Below are 20,031 nucleotides of genomic sequence, written 5' to 3' on the forward strand. Positions count from 1 at the left end.
CGGAGCAGCACCCGCGCGGCAGCGCCGGACCCGCGAGCAGCACCGGGTCCGGCAGCAGCGCGCTACTTCTCGGTCGCCTCGCGGGTCTTGTCGGCCGCGGCCTTCGCCAGCTCCGACGCCTTCTCCGCCTGCTCGGCGGCCACCGCCTCGGCCTTGTCGGTGGCCTTCACAGTTGCCTTCTCCGCGGCGTCAGTGGCATCGGCGGCATCGCCGCCGCCGAACACCTTGTCCTTGACGTCGCCCGCGACGTCGGCGATCTTCCCGCCGACGGCACCGGCCACCTCGGCGACCTTCTCGCCCACGGTTTCCGCGACGTCCTTGGCCTTGTCCCACGCCGGCCCGGCGACCTCGGCGACCTTGTCGCCCACGGTGCCGGCGACCTCGGTCACCTTCTCGGTGACGGTGCCGGCGACGTCCTTGACCTTCTCGCCGACCTCGCCGGCGGTGTCCTTGGCCTGTTCGACGGCCTTCTCGACGAAGCTCATCGGGCATCTCCTGAGGGGGCAGGGCCCGGCACAGCGACGGGCCACGAGTGGCAGGCTGACACCATGACCGTACCCGGCGACGCAGCACCGGCCACAGGGGATGACCCGGATCCGGCTCAGGGCACCGACCCCGACGCCGGACCGGCGGACACCGTCGCCACCACGCCGGACCCTGTGGCGGTCACGCCCCGCCCGCCGATCGACAAGGCGCTGCTGGACCGCATTTTCGGCACCACGCTGCCGGAGGTGACCCGCGACGAACTGCCGGAGCGGTCGGAATCGCGGGGTACCGACGACTGGTACCGCGAGAACAGGCCGCCGCACCACGGCGGCTGACGGCGCCCGTCCCGCGAACGGCACGCCGGAACTCGTCGGACCGCAGGAAACACGACTGTCACCCCGGGCCGGGCCGACGGGATGCTCCACCCGTGGCGGCACCATTGCGCCCACCGCGGCTGTCGCTGTGGTCCCACGGCGGGGAGAACCGGGTCGGGCCGACGGTGGACGTCCACCTGCCGACACTGCCCCCGCCGCGGGCTCAGACCACCGCGCTGCGCCGCTCCAGCAACAGCACGTCCCGCCAGACCCCGTGCAGTTGCCCGACCCGCTCGCGGACCCCGATGATGCGGAACCCCGCCCGGGCGTGCAGCGCCAGGCTCGCGGCGTTCTCCGGGAAGATGCCGGACTGGATGGTCCAGATCCCGGCGGCCTCGGTGGAGGCGATCAGGGTGTCGAGCAGCAGCCGGCCGATCCCGCGTCCGCCGGACGTCGGGTCCACGTAGACCGAGTGCTCGACGACCCCGGCGTACGCCGGCCGGGCCGACACGGCGGACACCGCCACCCAACCGACCACACCTCCGGCCGTGGGGTCGACGGCCACGAACCGGTGCGCGGGGAGCCGTGCAGCATCGAAGGCGTCGTAGGAGGCCGGCGGGGCGAGCTCGAAAGTGGCGTCCCCGGTGGCGATCCCGGCAGCATGGATCCGGGAGACGGCCGGCCAGTCGGCGGCGGCCATCTCCCGGATCAGGGCTGCGGAATTGTTGGTGCTCAACAGATGTCGTCGGCCGGGTGGTCGCTCGTCAACAGGTGCTGCCGGACGAGGCGATGACCCTGGGTCGTCGTCGGATCAGACCGTGTCGGTGGGCGAGTCCTTGACGGTGGTCGGCAGCGGGCCGTCGTGCTGGGCCTTGAGCAGGTCGCGGATCTCGATCAGCAGCTCGACGTCGGTGGGAGCCGCGGCCAGCGTCTCCTCCTTGCCCTTCTTGAACCGGGCGTTGATCTTGTTCATCGGCACCACGAAGATGAAGTAGACGACCGCGGCGGTGATCAGGAACGTGATGATCGCGTTGATCACCGCGCCGATGTTCACGAAGGTGTCCGGGTTGTCGCTCAGGATCCGGAAGCCCAGGCCGTCCGCCGCTCCCTGACCGCCGATGGAGTTGATGATCGGCTGGATGATCGCGCTGGTGAACGCCGCGACGATCGCGGTGAACGCGGTACCGATGACGACGGCGATCGCCAGTTCGACGATGTTGCCGCGCATGATGAAGTCGCGGAAACCCTTGAGCATCAGTGTCTCTCTTCCGGTCGGCACCTGCGGTGCGGGGACGATGCGGCACAGCCGACCGGTGCCGGACGAGGGGCGGGATCCGCCGCCCCGCACCGGCTGGTCGGGGCGGATGTTACGCCGCGTGAGTGGCGTGATCGTTGCGGGACATCAGTTGAATCGCAACGTCACCCGATCGGCCAGGGTCGCACCGGCAACGATGTCTGCAACGGAGATGTCGACCGCCAGCACCACCGCATCCGGACGTCGCGGATCGTCGGTCGGTGGCACCAGTGCCACAACCACCGCATCAGCCGTGAGCAGCGTCGGGTTGCCGTCGTCGTCCACGGTGAGAACGGCGACGTGCACACCGGGGGACAGCAGCGCCACCGTGGTCGGATCGGCCGGGGTGACCGGGACCGCCACCCGCCCGGGGCCGGCGTCCGGTCCGCCCGCCGGCACCAGCCGCGCGTCGGTCAGCACCTCGCCGCGACGGACGGGAGCGTTGAGGGTGCGGCCCCGGACAGCAGTGGGATCGGTGAGTGCACCGTCGGGTGGTGCCCGGAGCGCGACGGCCACGAGATCGCCCGGTGCCACGACGGTCCCGACCGGAAGGTCGCGGGCCCAGGCCAGCACGGTGCTCTCGCCGGAACCGGGCTGTTGCTCACGCAGCGCGAGCACCGCCGCGATCCCGACCAGCACCAGCGCCAGCAGCCGGCGCACCCGGCGGGCCCGGACACCGCCACGGCGTCGCATGCGGGCGCGTGTCATCAGCCGGTCGCCGGGCGACGCCCGGACCGAGCGGGCCGAACCGGGCACCGCGCGCAGCCATCCGGGGATCACCATGCCGCGACGGTAGGCAGCCGGGAGGTGGCGGGGCAGCACTGCCCGCTGCGGTTGTGGATCGATCGGAGCCTGTGGACAGATCGGCACGGACGCTCCGCGCGCGGCGTCGGCGGCCGGTGGTCGCCCGGACGACCCGGGCTGTCAGTTCTTGGCGGGGGAGCTGCTGCTCGAGGATCCCGAGGACGCTGCGGTGGAGGACGACGAACCGCCCGATGCCGAGGACGAGGAACCGGCGGAGGTCGACCCGGAGGAGGCCGGGGTCGAGGAGGAGCTGTCCGACTTCGCGGCCGGCTTCGAGTCCGAGCTGCCGGAGGACTCGCTGCTCGAGGAGCTGCTGGTGGATCCGGACGAGCTCTTGCTGTCGGAACGGGCGTCGTTGCGGTAGAAGCCGCTGCCCTTGAACACCACGCCGACCGACCCGTAGACCTTGCGCAGCTTGCCGCCGCACTCCGGGCACTCGGTCAGTGCGGAGTCGGTGAAGGCCTGCACGGCCTCGAAGCGATGGCCGCACTGGGTGCAGGCGTACTGGTACGTGGGCACGTCAACCTCCGGGAAAGATCGTCCACAGGCGCATCCACCGGGCCCGTGCTGGCACTCCACCACCACGAGTGCCAGGTCGATGATGCGCCGGGCGTGCCCTCCGCCGCAAACGACCGCCCGGAACAGGCAGGTCAGAGCCAGGTCAGCCCGGTCGACGGGCGGACGATCCCGTGCACCCGGATGTCGTGCGGCTCGTCCGGCAGCCGGTCCACGAACTCGTCGTCGTAGAGCACCGCGACGATCCGGGTGGCGGCCTCGAGCAGCGCGAGGGAGCGGTCGTAGTGGCCGCCGCCGCGGCCGAGACGGCGCCCCGAGTGGTCGATCGCGAAGGCCGGGACCAGCACGACGTCCGCGCCCGCGATCGCGGCGGGACCGAGCAGCGAGCCCTGCGGGTGCTCGATGCCGAAGCTGCCCGGCACCGTCGGCACCGGGTACCGGACCCAGTCCAGCGGTGCGTCCTTCCCGGTCACCGGGACCAGCACGGTGGTGCTGGCCCCATGCAGGTCGTCCAGCACGCCGGCATCCAGCGGTTCGCTCGGCAGCGGGTGGAACGCGCAGACCGTCCCATCGGACAGTTCCCCGGCGACATGGTCCCGGTTGCGGGCCCGTGCGCGGGCGCGGTCCTCGAGGTCCATGCCCTTGCGTGCGGCACCCACCCGGGCGCGCCACCACTGCTTGCCGCCGGGAACGGGATTGTGCACGCCCCGACCCTAACGGCGTGTGCCGCACCGGCCTGCCTGGTCCGCGCGGCGCGGCACAGTAGCGTGAGGCGCTATGCACCTGCACCGCGCCATCGGCATGCCCGCCGGTTCCCGGGGAACCACGGACGTCATGGACGTGGTCGGTGTCGCCGGGCCGGGCCACCGGAGGTCCGCCCGATGAGGAGTGTCACCGAGCAACTCGACCTGGTGTTGTCCGCCGCGGTCACCCCGCAGCCGGTCCGGGTCGCCATCTCCGAGGCCCAAGGTCTGCTGTGTGCGGAGGAGGTCGTCGCCAGCGCCGCCCTGCCGTCCTTCGACCAGGCCGCGGTGGACGGGTACGCGGTGCGGTCGGTGGACATCCAAGGTGCGTCCCCGGTGAACCCGATCACCTTGCCGGTGGTCGGTGAGATCGCCGCCGGCACCCGGGCCGCGCACCGGCTGCAGCCGCAGCAGGCCGTCTACGTCTCCACCGGCGCCCCGCTGCCGACGATCGCCGACACCGTGGTCCCGCGGTCCTCGGCCGACAGCACCGGTGCCCGGGTGTCGGTGACCGCGTCGCTCCGGTCCGGGCAGTACGTCCGGCGGACCGGCGAGGACGTGCAGCCGGGAGACGTCGCGGTGCGCTCCGGCGCCTTCATCGGTGCCGCCCAGGTCGGCCTGCTGGCCGCGGTCGGCCGGGACAAGGTCCTGGTGCACCCGCGGCCGCGGCTGTCGATCATCTCGGTCGGCGACGAACTGGTCGACGTCTCCCGCACGCCAGGCCCGGGCCAGGTCTACGACGTCAACTCCTTCGCGCTCGCCGCCGCCGCCCGTGACGCCGGCGCCGACGTCAACCGGGTCGGCATCGCACCGGGCGAACCGCGCCGGCTCAAGGAGATGGTGGAGGCCCGGCTGCTGGTCTCCGAGATCGTGCTGATCGCCGGCGGGGCGGGCGGCCGCAGCGGCGAGCAGGTGGCCGAGGCGCTGTCGGACCTGGGCGAGCTCGACGTCGAGCGGGTGGCCATGCAACCCGGGTCGGCCCAGGCGTTCGGCCGGCTCGGCCCGGACCAGGTGCCGACCTTCCTGCTGCCGGCCAACCCGGTGTCCGCACTGGTGGTGTTCGAGGTGATGGTCCGGCCGATGCTCCGGGTCATGCTCGGACGCCGGAACCCCTACCGGCGCACCGTCACCGCCCGCACGCTCGAGCCGATCTCGTCGCCGGTGGGACGCCGGCAGTTCCTGCGCGGCCAGCTGATGCGCGACGAGGACGACGAATACCTGGTGCACGTGCTGGGCGGCGGCGGTACGCACCTGCTCGCCTCGCTTGCCGAGGCCAACTGCCTGGTGCTGATCGACGAGGCCGTCACCGACGTGCCGACCGGCGGCGAGGTCGCCGTGTCGTTCCTGGCCCAGCGGGCCTGAGACCGGATGCGATGACACAGCCGCGGCCGCTGGCCGGCCGCCCGGGCTGGCCGGCGGTGGTCGGCCCGGTGCAGGTGCGCGCGGGTCTGGTCGGGCTGCGCCCGCTGCGCCGCCGGGACGGCAAGGACTGGCGCGAGATGCGGATCCGGGACGAGCGGTTCATCGCCCCGTGGGACGCGAGCAGCGAACACGGCTGGCCGGAACGCCACAGCCGGGCGATGTGGGCCGGTCACCGGTCGGTGCTGCGGATGGCGGCCCGGCGCGGTGAGGCGGCGCCGTTCGCGGTCACCGTGGACGAGCAGTTCGCGGGCCAGATCACCCTCGGCGGGATCCAGCGCGGCGCGCTGCAGTCCGGCTGGATCGGCTACTGGGTGGACTCGAGCCGGCACGGCCGCGGGGTGGCCACCGTCGGGGTGGCGCTGGCCCTCAGCCACGCCTTCGGTCCGATGGGACTGCACCGTGTGGAGGCGACCATCGCGCCGACGAACACGCCGAGCCGGGCCGTGGTGGGGCACTTGGGTTTCCGGCAGGAGGGTGTGCTGCATCGCTACCTCGACGTCGGTGGGAGCTGGACCGACCACCTGCTGTTCGCGCTGACGGCGGAGGAGTGGGAGGGGCGGTTGCCGGGCGTCCTGGCCGGACAAGCCTCGAGCACAGGTTGATCTTTCGCCCGCGTGTCGCCGGTACCAGAGGGACTCCTGTGACTAGCGTTCATCGCGAGCAGATCCAGCAGTCCCGGCCTTCGGTCGGCACGATCAACCGAAGGAGGCACGGAGGTGTCGATTCCCACGTCCGTCGCCGTCGGCCTGCTGGTCATCGCCTGGCTGGCCGTCCTGGTGCCGATGGTCTCGCGGCGACGGGAGGCGGTACCGGAGGCCGAGGACGAAGGCACCGGCGGTTTCCGGGTGCTGCGTCGCGGTGAGAGCCGGCAGCGCCGCAACGGCTTCCTGCGGCACAGGCGGGCCGACGAGGACGACGCCGACGACGAGTTCACCGAGACCGACTCCGCCGAGGATCTCGAGGAGCTGCAGGAAGAGCTGCTCGACACCGAGGACGACTTCGACGATCTCGAGGGGGACGACCCCGAGGAGGAGCCGGCCCCGCGCCGCCGTGAGCTGGTGGGGGCCGGTGCGCGCCGGTCGGCCGGCCTGTCCGGTGGCCGCACCGACGCCCACGAGGCCGACGCCTACGAGAGCGAGTCCTACGAGACCGATTCCTACGAGACCGATTCCTACGGCTCGGATTCCGGGTACTCGTACGAGAACGATGAGCGCTACCGCCCGATCCCGCACCGGCGCGGCCGCGGTGGTTACGACCCCGAGCAGGCCGAGATCACCCGGGCCTTCCGGTACCGGCGCCGTCGCCGGGTCACGCTGACCCTGCTGCTGCTGACGCTGGTCTCGGGTGCCGCGGCGTACTTCCTGGTCAAGCCGGTGTGGTTCGCCACCGGGTTCTTCGGACTGCTGCTCGTCGGCTACCTGACCTACCTGCGCCGGCAGGTCAAGGTGGAGGCGGACATCCGGGCGCGCCGGACCGCGAGACTCCGCCGGGCGCGCCAGATCCGGCCCGAGTACCACCCGCGCGACGAGTACAACCCGTACAACGAGTCGCTGCCGGATCCGTCCGCCCCGCGGCCCAGCACGCTGCCGCCGGTCTCGTACCACCGCACGCGGCAGATCGTCGATCTCGACGACGACGACCCGGCGTTCGACGACCTCGAGTACTACGAGCCGATCACCTACCGCCGAGCTGTCGGGGAGTGACCGCCGCGCCGACGGGCGCGCACCAGCAGGCCGCCGCCCGCATCCGTTGTGACTGGGGACTTCCCGGCGCCACCGCCATCTCCGAGGGTGCCGGGGTGGTCGTCGTCGTGGACGTGCTGTCCTTCACCACCACGCTCTCGGTCGCGGTGGAGAACGACCTCGTCGTGCACCCCTATCTCTTCCGCGACGCCTCCGCGGCGTCCTTCGCGGCGCAGCGCGGTGCGATGCTGGCGGTCGGCCGGAGCGAGGCCGGGGAGACCGGGATCAGCCTGTCGCCACTGTCGATCCGGCGGGCCGTCGAGCAGGGGCGGTTGTCCCCGGGCGACGCGCTGGTGCTGCCCTCGCCCAACGGCTCCGCGATCAGCAAGCGCCTCGCCGACGGCGACGCCGCGGTGGTCGGTGCCTGCCTGCGCAACGCCCGCTCGGTGGCCGCCTGGGCCTGGGCGCACGCCGGTGACCGGCCGATCGCCGTGGTGGCGGCAGGAGAGCGGTGGCCGGGTGATCAGTTGCGGCCGGCGGTCGAGGACTTGTGGGGCGCCGGCGCGGTGATCGCCGCGTTGCTCGACGCCGGACTGCAGGGTGCCTCCCCGGAGGCCGAGGCCGCCGCGGCGGGCTACCGGGCGCTGCTCGACCCGTTGGGCGTGCACACCGTCCAGGAGTCCGTGCCGGCGATGCTGCGGGCCTGCGCCTCCGGTCAGGAACTGATCGGCGACGGCTGGGGCGACGAGATCGACGTCGCCGCCGAACTCGACATGTCCACCGCCGTGCCGGTGCTCGACGGCGAGGTCTTCCGCGCCGGCTCCCTGCCCTGAGCTGGCGTTTCCCTGCCGTTTGCGGGCTGGTCGGGTGCCGGGTGATCGGCTGCTATCCTTGCTGGGCATCGCGGGGAGATCCGCGACGCGGGGCTGTAGCGCAGTTGGTAGCGCGCTTCGTTCGCATCGAAGAGGTCCGGGGTTCGATTCCCCGCAGCTCCACCACACTGCGTTGAATGAAGTGCTGACGCAGGTCAGAGCCGGTGTCGAGGTCTAGGGCACCGGCTCTTCTCCGTCTCGTGGGCACATTTTGGGCACACTTCCCTGAGCGACTCAGTGATCCGGCCGGAGCGTCGTCACCCACCACCCATGTCGGACGCAGCGCCGGCGCCACGGGCCCCCGGGGATCGTTGGTGTCATGCTGGTCCGTGGGTGTCCCGAGCACTCCGTGCAGGGGCCTTCGACCGGATGCGGATCGACGGGCCCACGAACGGGGACCGAGGAGGTGGAGTGCGTGTCGGCACCGTTGGACGCCGGGCCGTTTTTCCACGGGACCGTGGCGGATCTGCAGGTCGGTGACCTGCTGGTCCCGGGTAGGCCGTCGAATTACCGGCCCGAGGTGCTGATGAACCACGTGTACTTCACCGCATTGCCCGATGGTGGCGGGCTGGCCGCGGAACTGGCCGCCGAACTGGTGGGCGGCGGGGCGTCGCCGCGGGTGTACGTCGTCGAGCCCACGGGAGCTTTCGAGAACGACCCGAACGTGACGGACAAGAAGTTCCCCGGCAATCCGACCCGGTCCTATCGCAGCACGGCGCCGCTGCGGGTCGTGGGTGAGGTCACCGCCTGGACGCGGCTGACACCCGAAGCACTGCAGGCGTGGCGGGATCGCCTGATCTCGCTGCCACCGGATCAGCGAGGCGAGATCGTCAACTGAGTCCGTGAAACTCCTCGCGGACCACCGAACGGCGGTACGGCACGGGCGCGGAGCCACTCGTCGATGCGGGCGGCAAGGCCGGGCATGCCGGTGACCTCTCCTGATCGCGAACGCCGGAAGCCGACCTGTGCCGTGCCCATCGGCGTGACGGACACTGCGACCGGTGATGCAGGGACCGGCCGGAGAGGCCGCGAAGGCTCGTCGGCCGGGGCGGTACCACGGGTGGAGATCGGAGCGGGGATCACCACCTGGGTACGAGTCCGAACCCCTACCTCGGGCGGATCCGATGTTTCTGTCGTCGGGCTAGCTTCATTTCATCGTTCCGCTCGACAATGAAATGGCAATCCTGTGAAAACGCAATCAGTGGCATCCGTCCGGCAATCGTTGTCCGTGAAATTGGGTGTTCTTGCCGTCGTCGCGGTCGGCCTCGCCGGCCTGCTGTCGGGCTGCGGGAGGTCCGTGGAGAGTTCCGACATGCCGGCGACGGTGCAGATTCCGCAGCGGCAATGCGATCGCACCGTTCAGGATGCGGTGAATAGGGTGGTCCGAACGGTGAAAGATCATACCGCCCATGCGGCGGCGGGAATGGCACTCGTCGACAGGCAGAAGGCGGCTGCGTGGCCACCGCGAACGCGAGCGAGACATTTCCGACCGCCTCCGTGGTGAAATTACTGATCGGAATCGATCTGTTGCTCGACGGCAATGCCCCATCGGACAGCGCCGCTCGTGTCCGGGAAATGTTGGCGAAGAGCGATGACACCATCGCCAGTGCCTTGTGGGTCCAGCGCGGCGAGACCCGGATCATCGACCGGATGCAGGATCTGATGCACCTGCCGACCCTGTCCGCGCCGGACTCCCCGGGGCAGTGGGGGTCGACGCGCATCGACGCGCTCGACGTCGCGCGGTTGTGGTCGTGGATCCTGACCCAGGCGCCGGCGAGCATCAGGGAGACCATCCTCGACAGCACGGGCGGAGCCACAGAGATCGCGGCAGACGGCTTCGACCAGTACTTCGGAATACCCGACGCCCTGCCCGGGAGGGAATGGTGGATCAAACAGGGCTGGGGTTCGTCGCGCCAACGGCGCGTCGTGAACACCACGGGCCTGGTGGGTCACGCCCAGCGCTACATCCTGGTGCTCCTCACGTCGTACCCGATGGACGTCCCCTTCGCGACCTGTACCGAGGGCGCGACTGCGGGTGTCGAGGAGCTCGCTCCGGTGATCCGCTGAATCTCGGTGCCACCGGCAGGATCGGTACGGCCGGCAGGCGATGCGTTGCGGCGGATCGCGACTGAATTCCTCGATCGGGTGACGATGAGCCGATCAGCGCAGAGTCGTTCTCGCCGAACAGGTGAGTTGGCGGCCGATCCGATGCCATACTGACCTTCCCTGGTGCTGCGACAGTCGCCCGGGGTCCGCACTCGCCAGGGGGATCACTTGCTCGTGCCTGCCCAGGGAACGCCCCGCCGTCCGCGGATCCGCCGCATCGCGACACTGCTGACGGCAATCCTGCTGCCCGTGCTGACGGCGTCGGTCCTGGGTGCCGGACCTGCGGCAGCGGCCGCCGGCGCTGACTTCCGGTTGAGCATCACCGCGTCGGACTCGCTCGAGGCCGGCCGCACCGACATCTACGAGTTCACCGTCGTGAACCGGGGCGACTCGATCGCCTCGCCCGTGCTGCTGGTGCTGCTGCCGGAGTCGCTGCAGTTCGCCGGTCTGTCCGGCGGGCAGAACTGCGCGGCCGCCGGACAGCGACTGTCCTGCCAGATCTTTGCCGTGCTACCCGGTGACGAAGCCGTCCTGGAGCTGCGACTCACGGCCGCGCCGGACAGCGCCGACGCACAGGTGCGGGTCCTCGGTGCGGTCCAGAACTCCGACGGCAGCTCACCGTTCGTGGATCCCGGTACCTGCACCGGTACCGACCAACCTGCTGTCGGATGCGCTGTCAGTGCTTCCCGCACCGTGGGCTCCGGCATCGCCCTGGAGCTGGGAGTTGTCGGGCCCACCTTCCTCGAGGTCGGTGTGCCGACCGACTATCAGCTGTTGATCGCGAACCGCGGCACCGCGCCGGCGGCCGGGGCGACCGTGTTGAACGCGTTGCCGTCCGGGGTCCGGCTGCTCGACGTCTCGACCGGCGGGACATGTACCTCCGGACCTGAGATGCGCTGCAGCGTCACCGGTCCGATCGGCCCGGACACCGTTGCCGTGCTGGGGCTGTGGGTGGTCGCGACCGGACCGGCGACGGGGACGTCGGTGCGTGATGTCGCGAGCCTCGATGTCACCGGTGGAGACACCCCGCAGCCTCTTGCCTCCTGCGTCGGCGACCCACTGCCGGCCGGGTGTGCCGAGAGCGACGACGCCGAGGTCCTTCCCGGCGTCGATCTCACGCTCGACATCGACACGCCGGCCACGTCCGCGGTCGGGCGGACGAACCCGTTCGCCGTGACGGTGAGCAACACCGGAAGCCTCGATCTGCTCGGACCGGCGACCGTCGGCCTCGCGATTCCGGCCGGTCTGGAGGTGCAGGCGGTGCAGGGTGCGGAGTGCTCGGTCGCCACCGCCACGCTGCTGTGCAGGGTCCCCGGCCCGTTCCCCGCCGGCGGAGCACCGACCGTCGTCACCCTCGACATGCTCTCCACGAACGCGTCGAGCGGCACCAGCGTGTCCTTGCGGGCCGCGGTCGACAACCGCGACGGCGGCGTCGCCGACCCGACGGCCTGTGCCGGTGGCCCCGAGCCCCTGGGCTGCGCGGTGGGCGATCCGCTGTTCGTCGCGCCGGGTCCGGTGCTCGGCCTGGGCATGAAGAGCCCGTCGGCAGTGGTGGTCTCGAGCAAGGCGGTTTACTCGGTGGAGGTCCACAACTCCGGCACCGCGCCGTTCACCGCGCCTGTCGCCGTGTCCTGGCCGAGCACGGCCGGCCCGGCCCCGGACGGAGCGACCTGCACCGCCGCTGCGACCGGTGAAGGCTCGCAGGAGCTGAGCTGTGCGCTGCAGCGCCCGGTCGCTCCGGGAGCGACCGCCACCTTCACGCTCCACCTGGAGCCGGCGGCCGCGCAGGTCGGCAGCACGGTGGTCGTCCGCGCGTCCGTCGATCCGTTCGGCGGCACCCCGGCATCGCCGCTCGCTTGCGAACCGGGGGACACCTGCGCCGTGTCGACGGCTCTGGTGGTGACCGCAGCGACCCCGACGTCAGGGTCGTCGACCTCCGCCGGCCCGACCTCCGGGAGTCCGACGTCCACAGGCCCGACCTCCACGACCGCCCCGATGGCGACGTCCGCACCGGCCACGTCCACCGACCTTGCCGCGACCGGACTTCCGGTCGACTCCTGGTGGCCGGTGGTGGTGCTGCTGCTGGGTGCCGGCGCCGTGCTGGTGCGGATCGGCAGGCGGCGGGCCGGAGGGCACGACTGACCTGTCGCGGCCTCAGGTCGTCCCGGTGGACCGGAGACGGCCTTCGTGGTGACCGGCGACCGCCTCGCCGTTGGTCCTGGCCCACGAGGTCAGCGCGACGATCGGGTCCTTGAGGGTCTGACCGAGTGCTGTGAGGCTGTACTCGACCCTGGGCGGTGCCTCGGCGAACACCTCGCGCCGGACGAGGCCGTGATCCTCCAGTCGCCGCAGGGTCTGGGTCAGCACTTTGCGGGAGATGCCGCCGATCAGGTCGACCAGTTCCCCGTGCCGCACCGGACCGTCGGTCAGCGCGAAGAGCGTCACCACGGACCACTTGCTGGAGATGATCTCCATGGTCAGCCGTGCCGGGCAGTCGGCCAGGAACACGGTGCCGGGACGCAGGCTCATGCCCCGAAGGTTACCTTTCGGTACCTATCGGGTGCCTAGCGTTCTCCGGGTGTGCCGGATCTACCGTCGATTCCGCCGGGAGCCCCGTCGTCCGTCGGCGGACGGTGTCGTCCGGCATCACACCTGTTCACCTGCAGAGGGTGTGCCCGGGTCCCACGGCCCGGCCGAGCCACTGTCTGCGGTCGAGACCCGAGAACCCAACAGAACGAGGTTGTCATGTTCATCGCCTACGTCGTCGTCGCAGCCGTGCTGGCACTGATGAGTGCTGGGACCGCCCTGGCGAAGATCCGCGGGGTGGAGCCGGCGTCGTCCGGACTGCTCGCCGCCGGCGTGCCGCGGTCGTGGTTCGTGCCACTGGCGGTGCTCAACCTGGCCGGCGCGGTCGGACTGCTCATCGGGATCGGTTGGCGACCACTGGGTATCGCCGCAGCGGTCGGGCTGCTGCTGTACTTCCTGGGAGCCCTGGCGTTCCATGCGCGGGCCAGGTCCGCGGCAGGACTGCCGATGGCGGTCGCGTTCGCGGTCCTGTCGGCGGTCGCGCTGGCGCTCGGGATCGCGTCGACCTGAACATCTCTCGCCGCCTCCACGCATCTGCACCGCATGCGACGGCACCAGGGCCGGATGTCACCCGACCGCCGGGAAGGTCATGGCCCCGTAGATGAGCGGGAGCTCGTCGGTGCGCTCGCCGGCGGTCGCGGTGAGCAGCTTCTCCGGGGTGACATCGCCGTCCCAGGTGAAGCTGTCGATCACCCAGGGCAGGTTGGTGGCGGTCAGCGGCAACGGTCCGTTCATCAGGTGGAAGTGCAGGTGCGCCTCGGAGGTGTTGCCGGAGTTGCCGAGTTCCGCGATCTGCTCGCCGACCTGCACCCGGTCGCCGACGGCGACGGTCACCGAACCGGTCTTGAGGTGGCCGTAGAAGGCGTAGACCCCGTCCCGCAGCTTCAGCACCACGTGGTTGCCGCCGAGTTCGCCGACGCCCAGGCCCTGCAGGAAGACGTGCGGCGGGGCCTCCGGGAGATCCTGGACCACGGTGACGACCTCGGCGTCCGCGACCGCGAGAATCGGCTGGCCGAAGGCGAAGTAGCTCTCGTTCTTGTCCGGGTCGCCGGAGAACGACGCCTGGGTGCCCTTCTCCAGATCGACGATCGGCTCGGCGGTCAGGTCGAACTTCGCGAAGTCGACCGCGTACCGCTCGGCCCCGTTGATCCGGCCGTCCAGCGGCAGCATCGCGCCCCGGTGCGGGGACAGCTCGCAGCAGGCATTGACCGCCACCCAGTCCGGACCGGCGAGCGGCGGGGCGACGACCTCGGGGGCGCCCGTGCCGACGGAGACTGCGCCGCCGGTCTGGGTGATCCGGCCCGGGAAGTTGTTCAGCGCGAAATCACCCTGGTTCGGGTCGAAGTCGCCGAAGGTCGCGGTGATCCGGTGCACGATCGAGGTCGGTACCGACCCTGCGGCGTCGAAGGCCGCGTCCATGACGAGCAGCAGTGTCCGGCCGGCCGGGATGGTCGTGGCGGGCACGGGAGGCAGCGCATAGTCGGCGACGAGGAGCGAGCGGGCCACCACCTGGTCCCCGGTCAACGACGCCAGGATCTCGCCGGATGCGCCGCCCAGGGTGTCGACGGACGTGATGGTGGCCGGACGCGGCGCGGCGTTGAGCACCTGCAGTTCGTAGACCAGGTAGATCTTGCGGTCGGTCCCGGTCACCGGCACCGGGTCGGGCGAGATGCTGGTGATGATCAGCGGGGTGAAGTGCTCGGGCTCGTTCGCCGACGTCCCGGTCGGCACGGACGACACCGCCGATCCGGAGGGTGCGCTCGACGCGGGTGCAGAGCTCGAGGAAGCCGGGGATCCGGAGGTCGGCACGGCTGTCGATGCTTCGGAGGTCGGCGACGAGATGCCGCTGGTGGTGGGCGGTGCGGACGTGGAGGTGCCGCTCGATGCGGCGGATGTGCACGCGCTCAGGCAGAGCACGACCGCCCCGATCACCACGGGCGCGGAACGGCTGCGTCGGAGGGACGAGCCGGTGCGATGGCGGTCTCTGGTCACCGGGGGACTCCTTGTCGATGGAGGGGGCGCGGTCCGGGGCCGGCGCGGTGACCGGAACCACACCGAGTGTGGGACGAACGGCCCGGGTCCGCGATCCGTGGTTCGGTGGGTGACGCTGCCGCACCGGCGGAGCGGATGTTGTCGGGTACCCGACAGCACGTACCACCTTCGCGTTCTACGGTCGCCGCGTGACGAGACATCCCGGCCGGGTGGGCCGCCGAGGGAGCCGCCGCTTCTTCCCTGCGATCGCTGCGGCCGCGCTGCTGGCGGCCGCGGCATGCACCTCCTCCACGGCATCGACATCGACGAGCACTCCGCCTGCGGCAGTGACAACCGCTGCGAGCACGACGATGTTGTCGGGAGCCGTGTCGTCGGGAGCGGGGTCGTCGGGGACCGGATCACCGACAACCGGCTCGTCGACGTCGACCGAGGGGTCGTCGACGAGCGGGGCGCAACCCGGTTCCGGTGGCAACCCGATCGCGGACGAGCTGCCGGTCGCGTTCACCCCGATCACCGGCCGGGTGGTGGCGGCCCCCGAGCCGGTGCCGGCCACCGACGGGATGATCCACCTCGTCTACGAACTGCAGCTGATCAACGTGCTGGCCCAGGATGTCCGGTTGGACTCGGTGGCCGTGCGCGGGGACGGGGAGGACCTGCTGGAACTGGCGGCCGACGACCTGCCGTCCTGGATGCGGGTGTTCGGCGCGACGGAGCCGGGGACCACCACCTTCGGCCCGGGACAGGCCGGTCTGGTCTGGCTGGACGTGACACTCGAACCCGATCAGCAGGTCCCGGCCCGGCTCGACCACGTCATCACCGCGACGCCGACCACCCCGTCGGAGCCGCTGATCCCGGCGACGCTCACCGAGACCATCGCGGCCACCGAGGTGTCGACCGCCGAGCCGGTCGAGGTGCTGCCGCCGCTGAGAGGTCCGGGATGGGTGGACGGCGGGTCGTGCTGCGCGCTGACCGCGCACCGCGGTGCGGTCAACTCGATCAGCGGCGAGTTCTTCGCGGCGGAGCGGTTCGCCATCGACTACGTCCAGGTCGACAGCGAGGGGCGGCTGTGGTCGGGGGATGCCACGTCAGTGGACTCCTACCCGTACTTCGGGACAGGGGTGTACGCGGTGGCCGACGGACCGGTCGTCGCCGTCGTGGACGGGATGCCGGAGCAGACACCGACGGTCAACCCCACCGGCCTCGAGCTGGCGGAGTACGGCGGCAACCACATCGTGCAGGACATCGGCAACGGCCGGTACGCCTTCTACGCCCACCTGAAGACCGGCACGGCCGGTGCCTGGAAGGTCGGCGATCAACTGACCGCCGGAGAGCAGATCGCCGAGCTGGGCAACACCGGCAACACCGACGCCCCGCACCTGCACTTCCACATCATGGACTCGCCGGACCCGTTGCGGGCCAACGGCCTGCCCTTCGTCCTGGACGAGTTCGAGGTCGAGGGCCGGTATCCCTCGGAGGACGCACTCGGTCCGCTGCTCGAGGACGGCGGTCCGGTCCCGACCGAGCCGGGCATTGCACGCTCGACTCAGCGGGCCGCGATGCCGCTGAGCCTGGACATCATGACCTACCCGGGTGGCTGACCGTCGACGAACCGGCGGAGGGCGTCCGGATCGAGAATCCTGATGCGGGTGGGTGAATCGAAGGCGATCATCCCGCCGATGGCCAGCAGTCCGAGCGCCTGGTTCAGCGATTGCCGGGTGACGCCGAGCCGGGCGGCGACATCTGCCTGGGTGCCGGGCAAGCGGACGGCCAGGTCGTGGTCGGCCTCGGCCGCCAGCAAGCGGGCGAGCCGGCGCGGCAGGTCGAGCAGCACCACGTCGGCCAAGGTCCGGCCCAGGGATCGGTTGATGGCAACCACGTCCAGGGCGAACGCCCGCAGCACCGCGGGCTCCTCCTCCAGCAGCGCACGCACGGCGCCGCCGGGAACCTCCAGCACGGTGGTCCGGGTCAGCGTCTGCGCGGAGGCGGTGCGCTGTGATTGCTCGAGAATGTCCAGATGGCCGGGTGTCTCGCCGGGTCCGGCGACGTGGAAGATGACCCGCCGCCCGTGGTCGGAGGCGTCGGTGGCGGCCACCTGGCCGGAGATGATCACGAAGAAGCTGTCCGCCGGCTCGCCGACGTGGAAGATGAAGGCGCCGCGGGCCCAGGACCGCCGCCGGCTCCGGGCGGCCAGCCGCTGCAGCCCGGCCGTCGACGCGGGCGCGAGGAACGTCACGCCGCGGAGCACGTCGAGGGCCTCACCGGTCACCAGGTCATGCTGACAGGGCCGATGACCTGCGGACCCGGCGGGTGGTGTGCCCGTCCCGCCGGCCCCGGCGGAACGGGCACACGGATCAGGCCTGGTACGGCACCGCGACGTCGAGCACCCAGGTGACACCGAACGGGTCGACGACCATCCCGTACAGCGGTGCCCAACCGGCCGGAGCCAGCGGGACCACAACAGTGGAGTCTTCGCCGGCGAGAGCCGCCCAGTAGCGGGAGATCTCATCAGCATCGGTGCCGCGCACCGAGACGAAGAACGGTGCCGTGCCGAGGTCGAGCGGCCGGGCGGCGGGGACGTCGTAGGCCATCACGTGGAAGCCGGCCTCGGAGGTGACCTGGCCCCACATGACCTGGTCGGCCTCGGCGGGATCGGTGACGCTGTGCGCGTCGGCATAGGTGATCGCGACCAGTTCACCCCCGAAGACGGACCGGTAGAACTCCAGCGCCGTCCGGGCGGTGCCGCGCAGGTTGATGTGGGTGACAGTGGTGATGGACATGGACTTCTCCTTGGTATCGGGGCTGCGATGAGGGGTGTGCGGGAGTCGCGATGAACGGATCAGCGCATCGCCACGAGCACGACGGAACCGACGACCGTGCTGATGACGAAGTAGGGCGCGTTGAGCAGGCCGTAGAACAGCGGGCGCGGGAAGTTCGGGTTGATGGCGATCTGGAAGGTCATCGCGGTCAGGAAGCCGATCCCCACGACCAACCCGAACACCACGGCGTCGCCGATGGAGGAGATGTCGAGCGCCTCCACCAGGACCGCGGTGGTGAGAACGACGACCAGCGTGCAGACCAGCGGACCGATCGACCGCACCGGTCCCGTCGGCGCCGGAGCGGACGCGTCACGCCCGAGCGCGAGCGGATACGCCTTCGCGATGACCAGACCGAACCAGAGGCCGGCCAGCACGACGGCGACCACGGCCGCGACGAGCACTGCGAGCCAGTTGATGTCGCCCAGAACGTTGAACACTGCGGACTCTCCACTTCCGGTGATCCCTGCGATCACCACGTGCAGCAGCATCACGCAGGTAGCGGACAGGATGTGTCCGCTACTCGGGCCATACTGAGAAACATGCCGACCACCTCCAGCCGACTGCTGGCACTGCTGTCCTTGCTGCAGTCGCGTCGCGACTGGCCCGGTGAGGTCCTCGCGGAGCGACTGGACGTCACCTCCCGCACCGTCCGGCGCGACATCGACCGGCTCCGCGAGCTCGGCTACCGGATCGCGACGTTCAAGGGGCCGGACGGCGGCTACCGGCTCGACGCCGGCACGCAACTGCCGCCGATGTTGTTCGACGACGAGCAGGCCGTGGCGCTGGCGATCGCCCTGCAGATCGCCTCGGGCTCCGGTGCCGGGACCGGCGAGGCGGCACTGCGGGCGCTCTCGACCGTCCGGCAGGTGATGCCACCGCGGCTGCGGCACCGGGTCGACGCCTTGTCGGTGACGGCGGTGCGGCCGCCCACCGACGGAGAGGACGTCGACCCCGCCGTGCTGCAGCAGATCGGTGCTGTTGTGCATGCGGGCGAGGTGCTGCGGTTCGACTACGGGGACGGCGACGGGCCGGTCCGCCGGGCGGAGCCGCACCACGTCGCTTCCTGGCGCGGGCGCTGGTACCTCGTCGGCTGGGACCTGGACCGCGAGGACTGGCGCACCTACCGGGTCGACCGGGTCCGCCCGCGGATCCCCAACGGCCCGCGGTTCGCCCCGCGGGAGTTGCCCGGTGGTGACCTGACCACCTTCCTCACCGGCCGGTTCCGCGGCAACGAGGGATCGACCCGCTGGCCGTGCGAGGGGGAGGCGATCCTGGAGCTGCCCGTCGACGAGGTCCGCCCGTTCATCGGCGACGGGCTGGCGACGCCCGTCGACAACCGACGCACCAGGGTGGTTCTCGGCTCGTGGTCATGGCCTGCGCTGGTGGCCTCGCTGCTCCGGTTCGACGCCGACCTCGAGGTGATCGGGCCGCCGGAGCTGGCCGCGGCCGTCGAGGAGGTCGGCCGGCGCTGCGCGCGCGCCGCGGGCTGAACCGGTCGTCAGCCGAGGAGATTGTCGACGTCGAGATCGGCCAGCTGCCCCGGGTCCGCCAGCACGTCGAGGCGGACGATCCGGTCGCCGTCGAATCCGAAGGCCATGATCGAGACGACTCGGCCACCGAAAGACGCTGCCACACCAGGTCTCCCGCCGATCAGGATCGGCGTGGAGTGGGCGGCGAGGCGGGCCGACAGCAACGCCTGGGCGGCGATGTCCTGCACGCCCTCCAGGGTCTGCTGCTGGGTGCCGAGATCAGCATGTAGCACGGCGTTCTCGGCGAGCAGTGCCAGCAACGCACCGAGATCGCCGCTCTGCACGGCCCGTAACCAGGCATCGACGAGCCGGCGGGCCCGCCGATGATCCGGGACGACCGGTGCCGATGCCTCGCGGAGCCGCCGTCGGCCGCGGGAGGCCAGCTGGCGGGCGGCCGCCGGAGTACGGCCGATCGACGTTGCGATCTCCTCGAAGGGGAGACCGAAGACGTCGTGCAGGACGAAGGCGAGACGCTCGGTGGGCCCGAGGGTCTCCAGCACCATGAGCAGTGCGACGCCCACCCGATCGGCGCCGGCCACCAGATCGGCCGGATCGGGCGCCGTGCCGAGCAGGTCGTCCGGACCGGGATCGTCCGGCCACGGTGCGACCTGCCAGGACATCTGCCGGGTGCGTCGGGGCGAGCGCAGCTGGTCCAGGCACAGCCGGGAGACCACCGTTGTCAACCAGGCATCCAGGTTCCCGATCGTCGACGGGTCGGCCCGTTCCAGGCGCAGCCAGGCGTCCTGCACCACGTCGTCGGCGTCCGCGGTCGATCCGAGCAGGCTCGCGGCGGCGGCCCGCAGGCGGGGACGCGCCGCCTCGAAACGGCGCGCCCAGCCGACCGGACTGTCCACGTCAACTCCTCTCGT

23 protein-coding genes and 1 tRNA gene are annotated in these 20,031 nt (G+C 71.2%); 12 read left to right on the forward strand and 12 right to left on the reverse strand.

What is annotated here, in order from left to right; translation table 11 throughout:
• Positions 1-62: 62 nt before the first annotated feature.
• On the reverse strand, positions 63-485 hold the full coding sequence (locus GIS00_RS01305) for a hypothetical protein (RefSeq protein WP_154766624.1): 423 nt from the start codon (positions 483-485) through the stop codon (positions 63-65).
• 63 nt (positions 486-548) lie between these two features.
• Here GIS00_RS01305 and GIS00_RS01310 point away from each other — a divergent pair, with 63 nt between their 5' ends.
• Positions 549-821 carry a hypothetical protein gene (locus GIS00_RS01310; protein WP_154766625.1) on the forward strand — a complete coding sequence of 91 codons (273 nt, stop codon included), beginning with the start codon at positions 549-551 and terminating at the stop codon, positions 819-821.
• Positions 822-1,023: 202 nt separating this feature from the next.
• On the opposite strand, the gene GIS00_RS01315 is transcribed toward GIS00_RS01310, so the two are convergent.
• The 5 genes from GIS00_RS01315 to GIS00_RS01335 form a co-directional block, all read right to left on the reverse strand.
• Positions 1,024-1,500 carry a GNAT family N-acetyltransferase gene (locus GIS00_RS01315; protein ID WP_154767771.1) on the reverse strand — a complete coding sequence of 159 codons (477 nt, stop codon included), beginning with the start codon at positions 1,498-1,500 and terminating at the stop codon, positions 1,024-1,026.
• Positions 1,501-1,611: 111 nt separating this feature from the next.
• Positions 1,612-2,055, reverse strand: a complete 444-nt coding sequence (gene mscL, locus GIS00_RS01320; RefSeq protein ID WP_154766626.1) for a large conductance mechanosensitive channel protein MscL — start codon at positions 2,053-2,055, stop codon at positions 1,612-1,614.
• A gap of 147 nt (positions 2,056-2,202) precedes the next feature.
• Positions 2,203-2,877, reverse strand: coding sequence for an SAF domain-containing protein (locus GIS00_RS01325; RefSeq protein WP_230312713.1), 675 nt, complete (start codon positions 2,875-2,877; stop codon positions 2,203-2,205).
• 141 nt (positions 2,878-3,018) lie between these two features.
• The gene (locus tag GIS00_RS01330; RefSeq protein ID WP_322097329.1) at positions 3,019-3,417 is read right to left on the reverse strand and encodes an FmdB family zinc ribbon protein; all 399 of its coding nucleotides are present in this window, start codon (positions 3,415-3,417) and stop codon (positions 3,019-3,021) included.
• A gap of 131 nt (positions 3,418-3,548) precedes the next feature.
• Positions 3,549-4,118 (reverse strand): 5-formyltetrahydrofolate cyclo-ligase, encoded by a 570-nt coding sequence (locus tag GIS00_RS01335; RefSeq protein WP_154766627.1) that lies wholly within the window; start codon positions 4,116-4,118, stop codon positions 3,549-3,551.
• Between the two features lie 177 nt (positions 4,119-4,295).
• Between GIS00_RS01335 and glp the strand changes: the two genes are divergently transcribed.
• The 8 genes from glp to GIS00_RS01375 all read left to right on the forward strand — a co-directional run bounded on the left by glp (position 4,296) and on the right by GIS00_RS01375 (position 12,381).
• Complete coding sequence (gene glp / locus GIS00_RS01340; protein ID WP_154766628.1) at positions 4,296-5,519, forward strand: molybdotransferase-like divisome protein Glp; 1,224 nt, start codon at positions 4,296-4,298, stop codon at positions 5,517-5,519.
• Between the two features lie 11 nt (positions 5,520-5,530).
• On the forward strand, positions 5,531-6,181 hold the full coding sequence (locus tag GIS00_RS01345) for a GNAT family N-acetyltransferase (protein ID WP_154766629.1): 651 nt from the start codon (positions 5,531-5,533) through the stop codon (positions 6,179-6,181).
• A gap of 114 nt (positions 6,182-6,295) precedes the next feature.
• Entirely contained in the window at positions 6,296-7,282 is a 987-nt protein-coding gene (sepX, locus tag GIS00_RS01350; protein WP_154766630.1) for a divisome protein SepX/GlpR, read from the forward strand.
• Positions 7,279-8,094, forward strand: a complete 816-nt coding sequence (locus GIS00_RS01355) for a 2-phosphosulfolactate phosphatase (protein ID WP_322097330.1) — start codon at positions 7,279-7,281, stop codon at positions 8,092-8,094. Before sepX ends, GIS00_RS01355 begins: the two co-directional genes overlap by 4 nt.
• An 89-nt stretch (positions 8,095-8,183) precedes the next feature.
• Positions 8,184-8,259, forward strand: a tRNA-Ala gene (locus GIS00_RS01360).
• A gap of 289 nt (positions 8,260-8,548) precedes the next feature.
• Positions 8,549-8,971, forward strand: coding sequence for an NAD(+)--rifampin ADP-ribosyltransferase (arr, locus tag GIS00_RS01365; protein WP_322097331.1), 423 nt, complete (start codon positions 8,549-8,551; stop codon positions 8,969-8,971).
• A gap of 617 nt (positions 8,972-9,588) precedes the next feature.
• On the forward strand, positions 9,589-10,200 hold the full coding sequence (locus tag GIS00_RS01370) for a hypothetical protein (protein WP_154766632.1): 612 nt from the start codon (positions 9,589-9,591) through the stop codon (positions 10,198-10,200).
• Between the two features lie 213 nt (positions 10,201-10,413).
• Positions 10,414-12,381: a hypothetical protein gene (locus GIS00_RS01375; protein ID WP_154766633.1), complete on the forward strand. Its 1,968-nt coding sequence runs from the start codon at positions 10,414-10,416 to the stop codon at positions 12,379-12,381.
• A gap of 12 nt (positions 12,382-12,393) precedes the next feature.
• On the opposite strand, the gene GIS00_RS01380 is transcribed toward GIS00_RS01375, so the two are convergent.
• Positions 12,394-12,768: a winged helix-turn-helix transcriptional regulator gene (locus tag GIS00_RS01380; protein WP_154766634.1), complete on the reverse strand. Its 375-nt coding sequence runs from the start codon at positions 12,766-12,768 to the stop codon at positions 12,394-12,396.
• Between the two features lie 216 nt (positions 12,769-12,984).
• On the opposite strand from GIS00_RS01380, the gene GIS00_RS01385 reads away from it, so the two are divergent.
• Complete coding sequence (locus tag GIS00_RS01385) at positions 12,985-13,335, forward strand: DoxX family protein (protein WP_154766635.1); 351 nt, start codon at positions 12,985-12,987, stop codon at positions 13,333-13,335.
• A gap of 57 nt (positions 13,336-13,392) precedes the next feature.
• Here GIS00_RS01385 and GIS00_RS28735 read toward each other — a convergent pair whose 3' ends face one another.
• Positions 13,393-14,565, reverse strand: a complete 1,173-nt coding sequence (locus GIS00_RS28735) for a M23 family metallopeptidase (protein WP_154766636.1) — start codon at positions 14,563-14,565, stop codon at positions 13,393-13,395.
• 578 nt (positions 14,566-15,143) lie between these two features.
• Here GIS00_RS28735 and GIS00_RS28235 point away from each other — a divergent pair.
• Positions 15,144-16,415: a M23 family metallopeptidase gene (locus tag GIS00_RS28235; protein WP_322097332.1), complete on the forward strand. Its 1,272-nt coding sequence runs from the start codon at positions 15,144-15,146 to the stop codon at positions 16,413-16,415.
• Here the strand turns inward: GIS00_RS28235 and GIS00_RS01400 are convergent.
• From GIS00_RS01400 to GIS00_RS01410, 3 genes are all read right to left on the reverse strand, one after another.
• Positions 16,400-17,083: a Crp/Fnr family transcriptional regulator gene (locus tag GIS00_RS01400; protein WP_196073066.1), complete on the reverse strand. Its 684-nt coding sequence runs from the start codon at positions 17,081-17,083 to the stop codon at positions 16,400-16,402. The two genes, GIS00_RS28235 and GIS00_RS01400, sit on opposite strands and share 16 nt — an antisense overlap.
• Positions 17,084-17,168: 85 nt before the next feature.
• Positions 17,169-17,594 carry a VOC family protein gene (locus tag GIS00_RS01405; RefSeq protein ID WP_154766638.1) on the reverse strand — a complete coding sequence of 142 codons (426 nt, stop codon included), beginning with the start codon at positions 17,592-17,594 and terminating at the stop codon, positions 17,169-17,171.
• A gap of 59 nt (positions 17,595-17,653) precedes the next feature.
• Entirely contained in the window at positions 17,654-18,121 is a 468-nt protein-coding gene (locus tag GIS00_RS01410; RefSeq protein WP_154767776.1) for a DUF1761 domain-containing protein, read from the reverse strand.
• A 51-nt stretch (positions 18,122-18,172) separates the two neighbouring features.
• On the opposite strand from GIS00_RS01410, the gene GIS00_RS01415 reads away from it, so the two are divergent.
• Entirely contained in the window at positions 18,173-19,123 is a 951-nt protein-coding gene (locus GIS00_RS01415) for a helix-turn-helix transcriptional regulator (RefSeq protein WP_154766639.1), read from the forward strand.
• A gap of 8 nt (positions 19,124-19,131) precedes the next feature.
• Here the strand turns inward: GIS00_RS01415 and GIS00_RS01420 are convergent, their stop codons facing one another.
• On the reverse strand, positions 19,132-20,016 hold the full coding sequence (locus GIS00_RS01420) for a sigma-70 family RNA polymerase sigma factor (RefSeq protein ID WP_322097333.1): 885 nt from the start codon (positions 20,014-20,016) through the stop codon (positions 19,132-19,134).
• Between the last annotated feature and the right edge of the window lie 15 nt (positions 20,017-20,031).

Source organism: Nakamurella alba (assembly GCF_009707545.1).
Taxonomy (GTDB): domain Bacteria; phylum Actinomycetota; class Actinomycetes; order Mycobacteriales; family Nakamurellaceae; genus Nakamurella; species Nakamurella alba.

Bases quoted from the DNA above. Each gene is read 5' to 3' on its own strand.
- GIS00_RS01345 (WP_154766629.1), top strand. From the start codon at position 5,531: ATGACACAGCCGCGGCCGCTGGCCGGCCGCCCGGGCTGGCCGGCGGTG.
- GIS00_RS01380 (WP_154766634.1), bottom strand. From the start codon at position 12,768: ATGAGCCTGCGTCCCGGCACCGTGTTCCTGGCCGACTGCCCGGCACGG.
- GIS00_RS01415 (WP_154766639.1), top strand. From the start codon at position 18,173: ATGCCGACCACCTCCAGCCGACTGCTGGCACTGCTGTCCTTGCTGCAG.
- GIS00_RS01405 (WP_154766638.1), bottom strand. From the start codon at position 17,594: ATGTCCATCACCACTGTCACCCACATCAACCTGCGCGGCACCGCCCGG.
- GIS00_RS01325 (WP_230312713.1), bottom strand. From the start codon at position 2,877: ATGGTGATCCCCGGATGGCTGCGCGCGGTGCCCGGTTCGGCCCGCTCG.
- glp (WP_154766628.1), top strand. From the start codon at position 4,296: ATGAGGAGTGTCACCGAGCAACTCGACCTGGTGTTGTCCGCCGCGGTC.
- GIS00_RS01385 (WP_154766635.1), top strand. From the start codon at position 12,985: ATGTTCATCGCCTACGTCGTCGTCGCAGCCGTGCTGGCACTGATGAGT.
- mscL (WP_154766626.1), bottom strand. From the start codon at position 2,055: ATGCTCAAGGGTTTCCGCGACTTCATCATGCGCGGCAACATCGTCGAA.
- GIS00_RS01310 (WP_154766625.1), top strand. From the start codon at position 549: ATGACCGTACCCGGCGACGCAGCACCGGCCACAGGGGATGACCCGGAT.
- GIS00_RS01315 (WP_154767771.1), bottom strand. From the start codon at position 1,500: ATGGCCGCCGCCGACTGGCCGGCCGTCTCCCGGATCCATGCTGCCGGG.
- GIS00_RS01305 (WP_154766624.1), bottom strand. From the start codon at position 485: ATGAGCTTCGTCGAGAAGGCCGTCGAACAGGCCAAGGACACCGCCGGC.
- GIS00_RS01410 (WP_154767776.1), bottom strand. From the start codon at position 18,121: ATGCTGCTGCACGTGGTGATCGCAGGGATCACCGGAAGTGGAGAGTCC.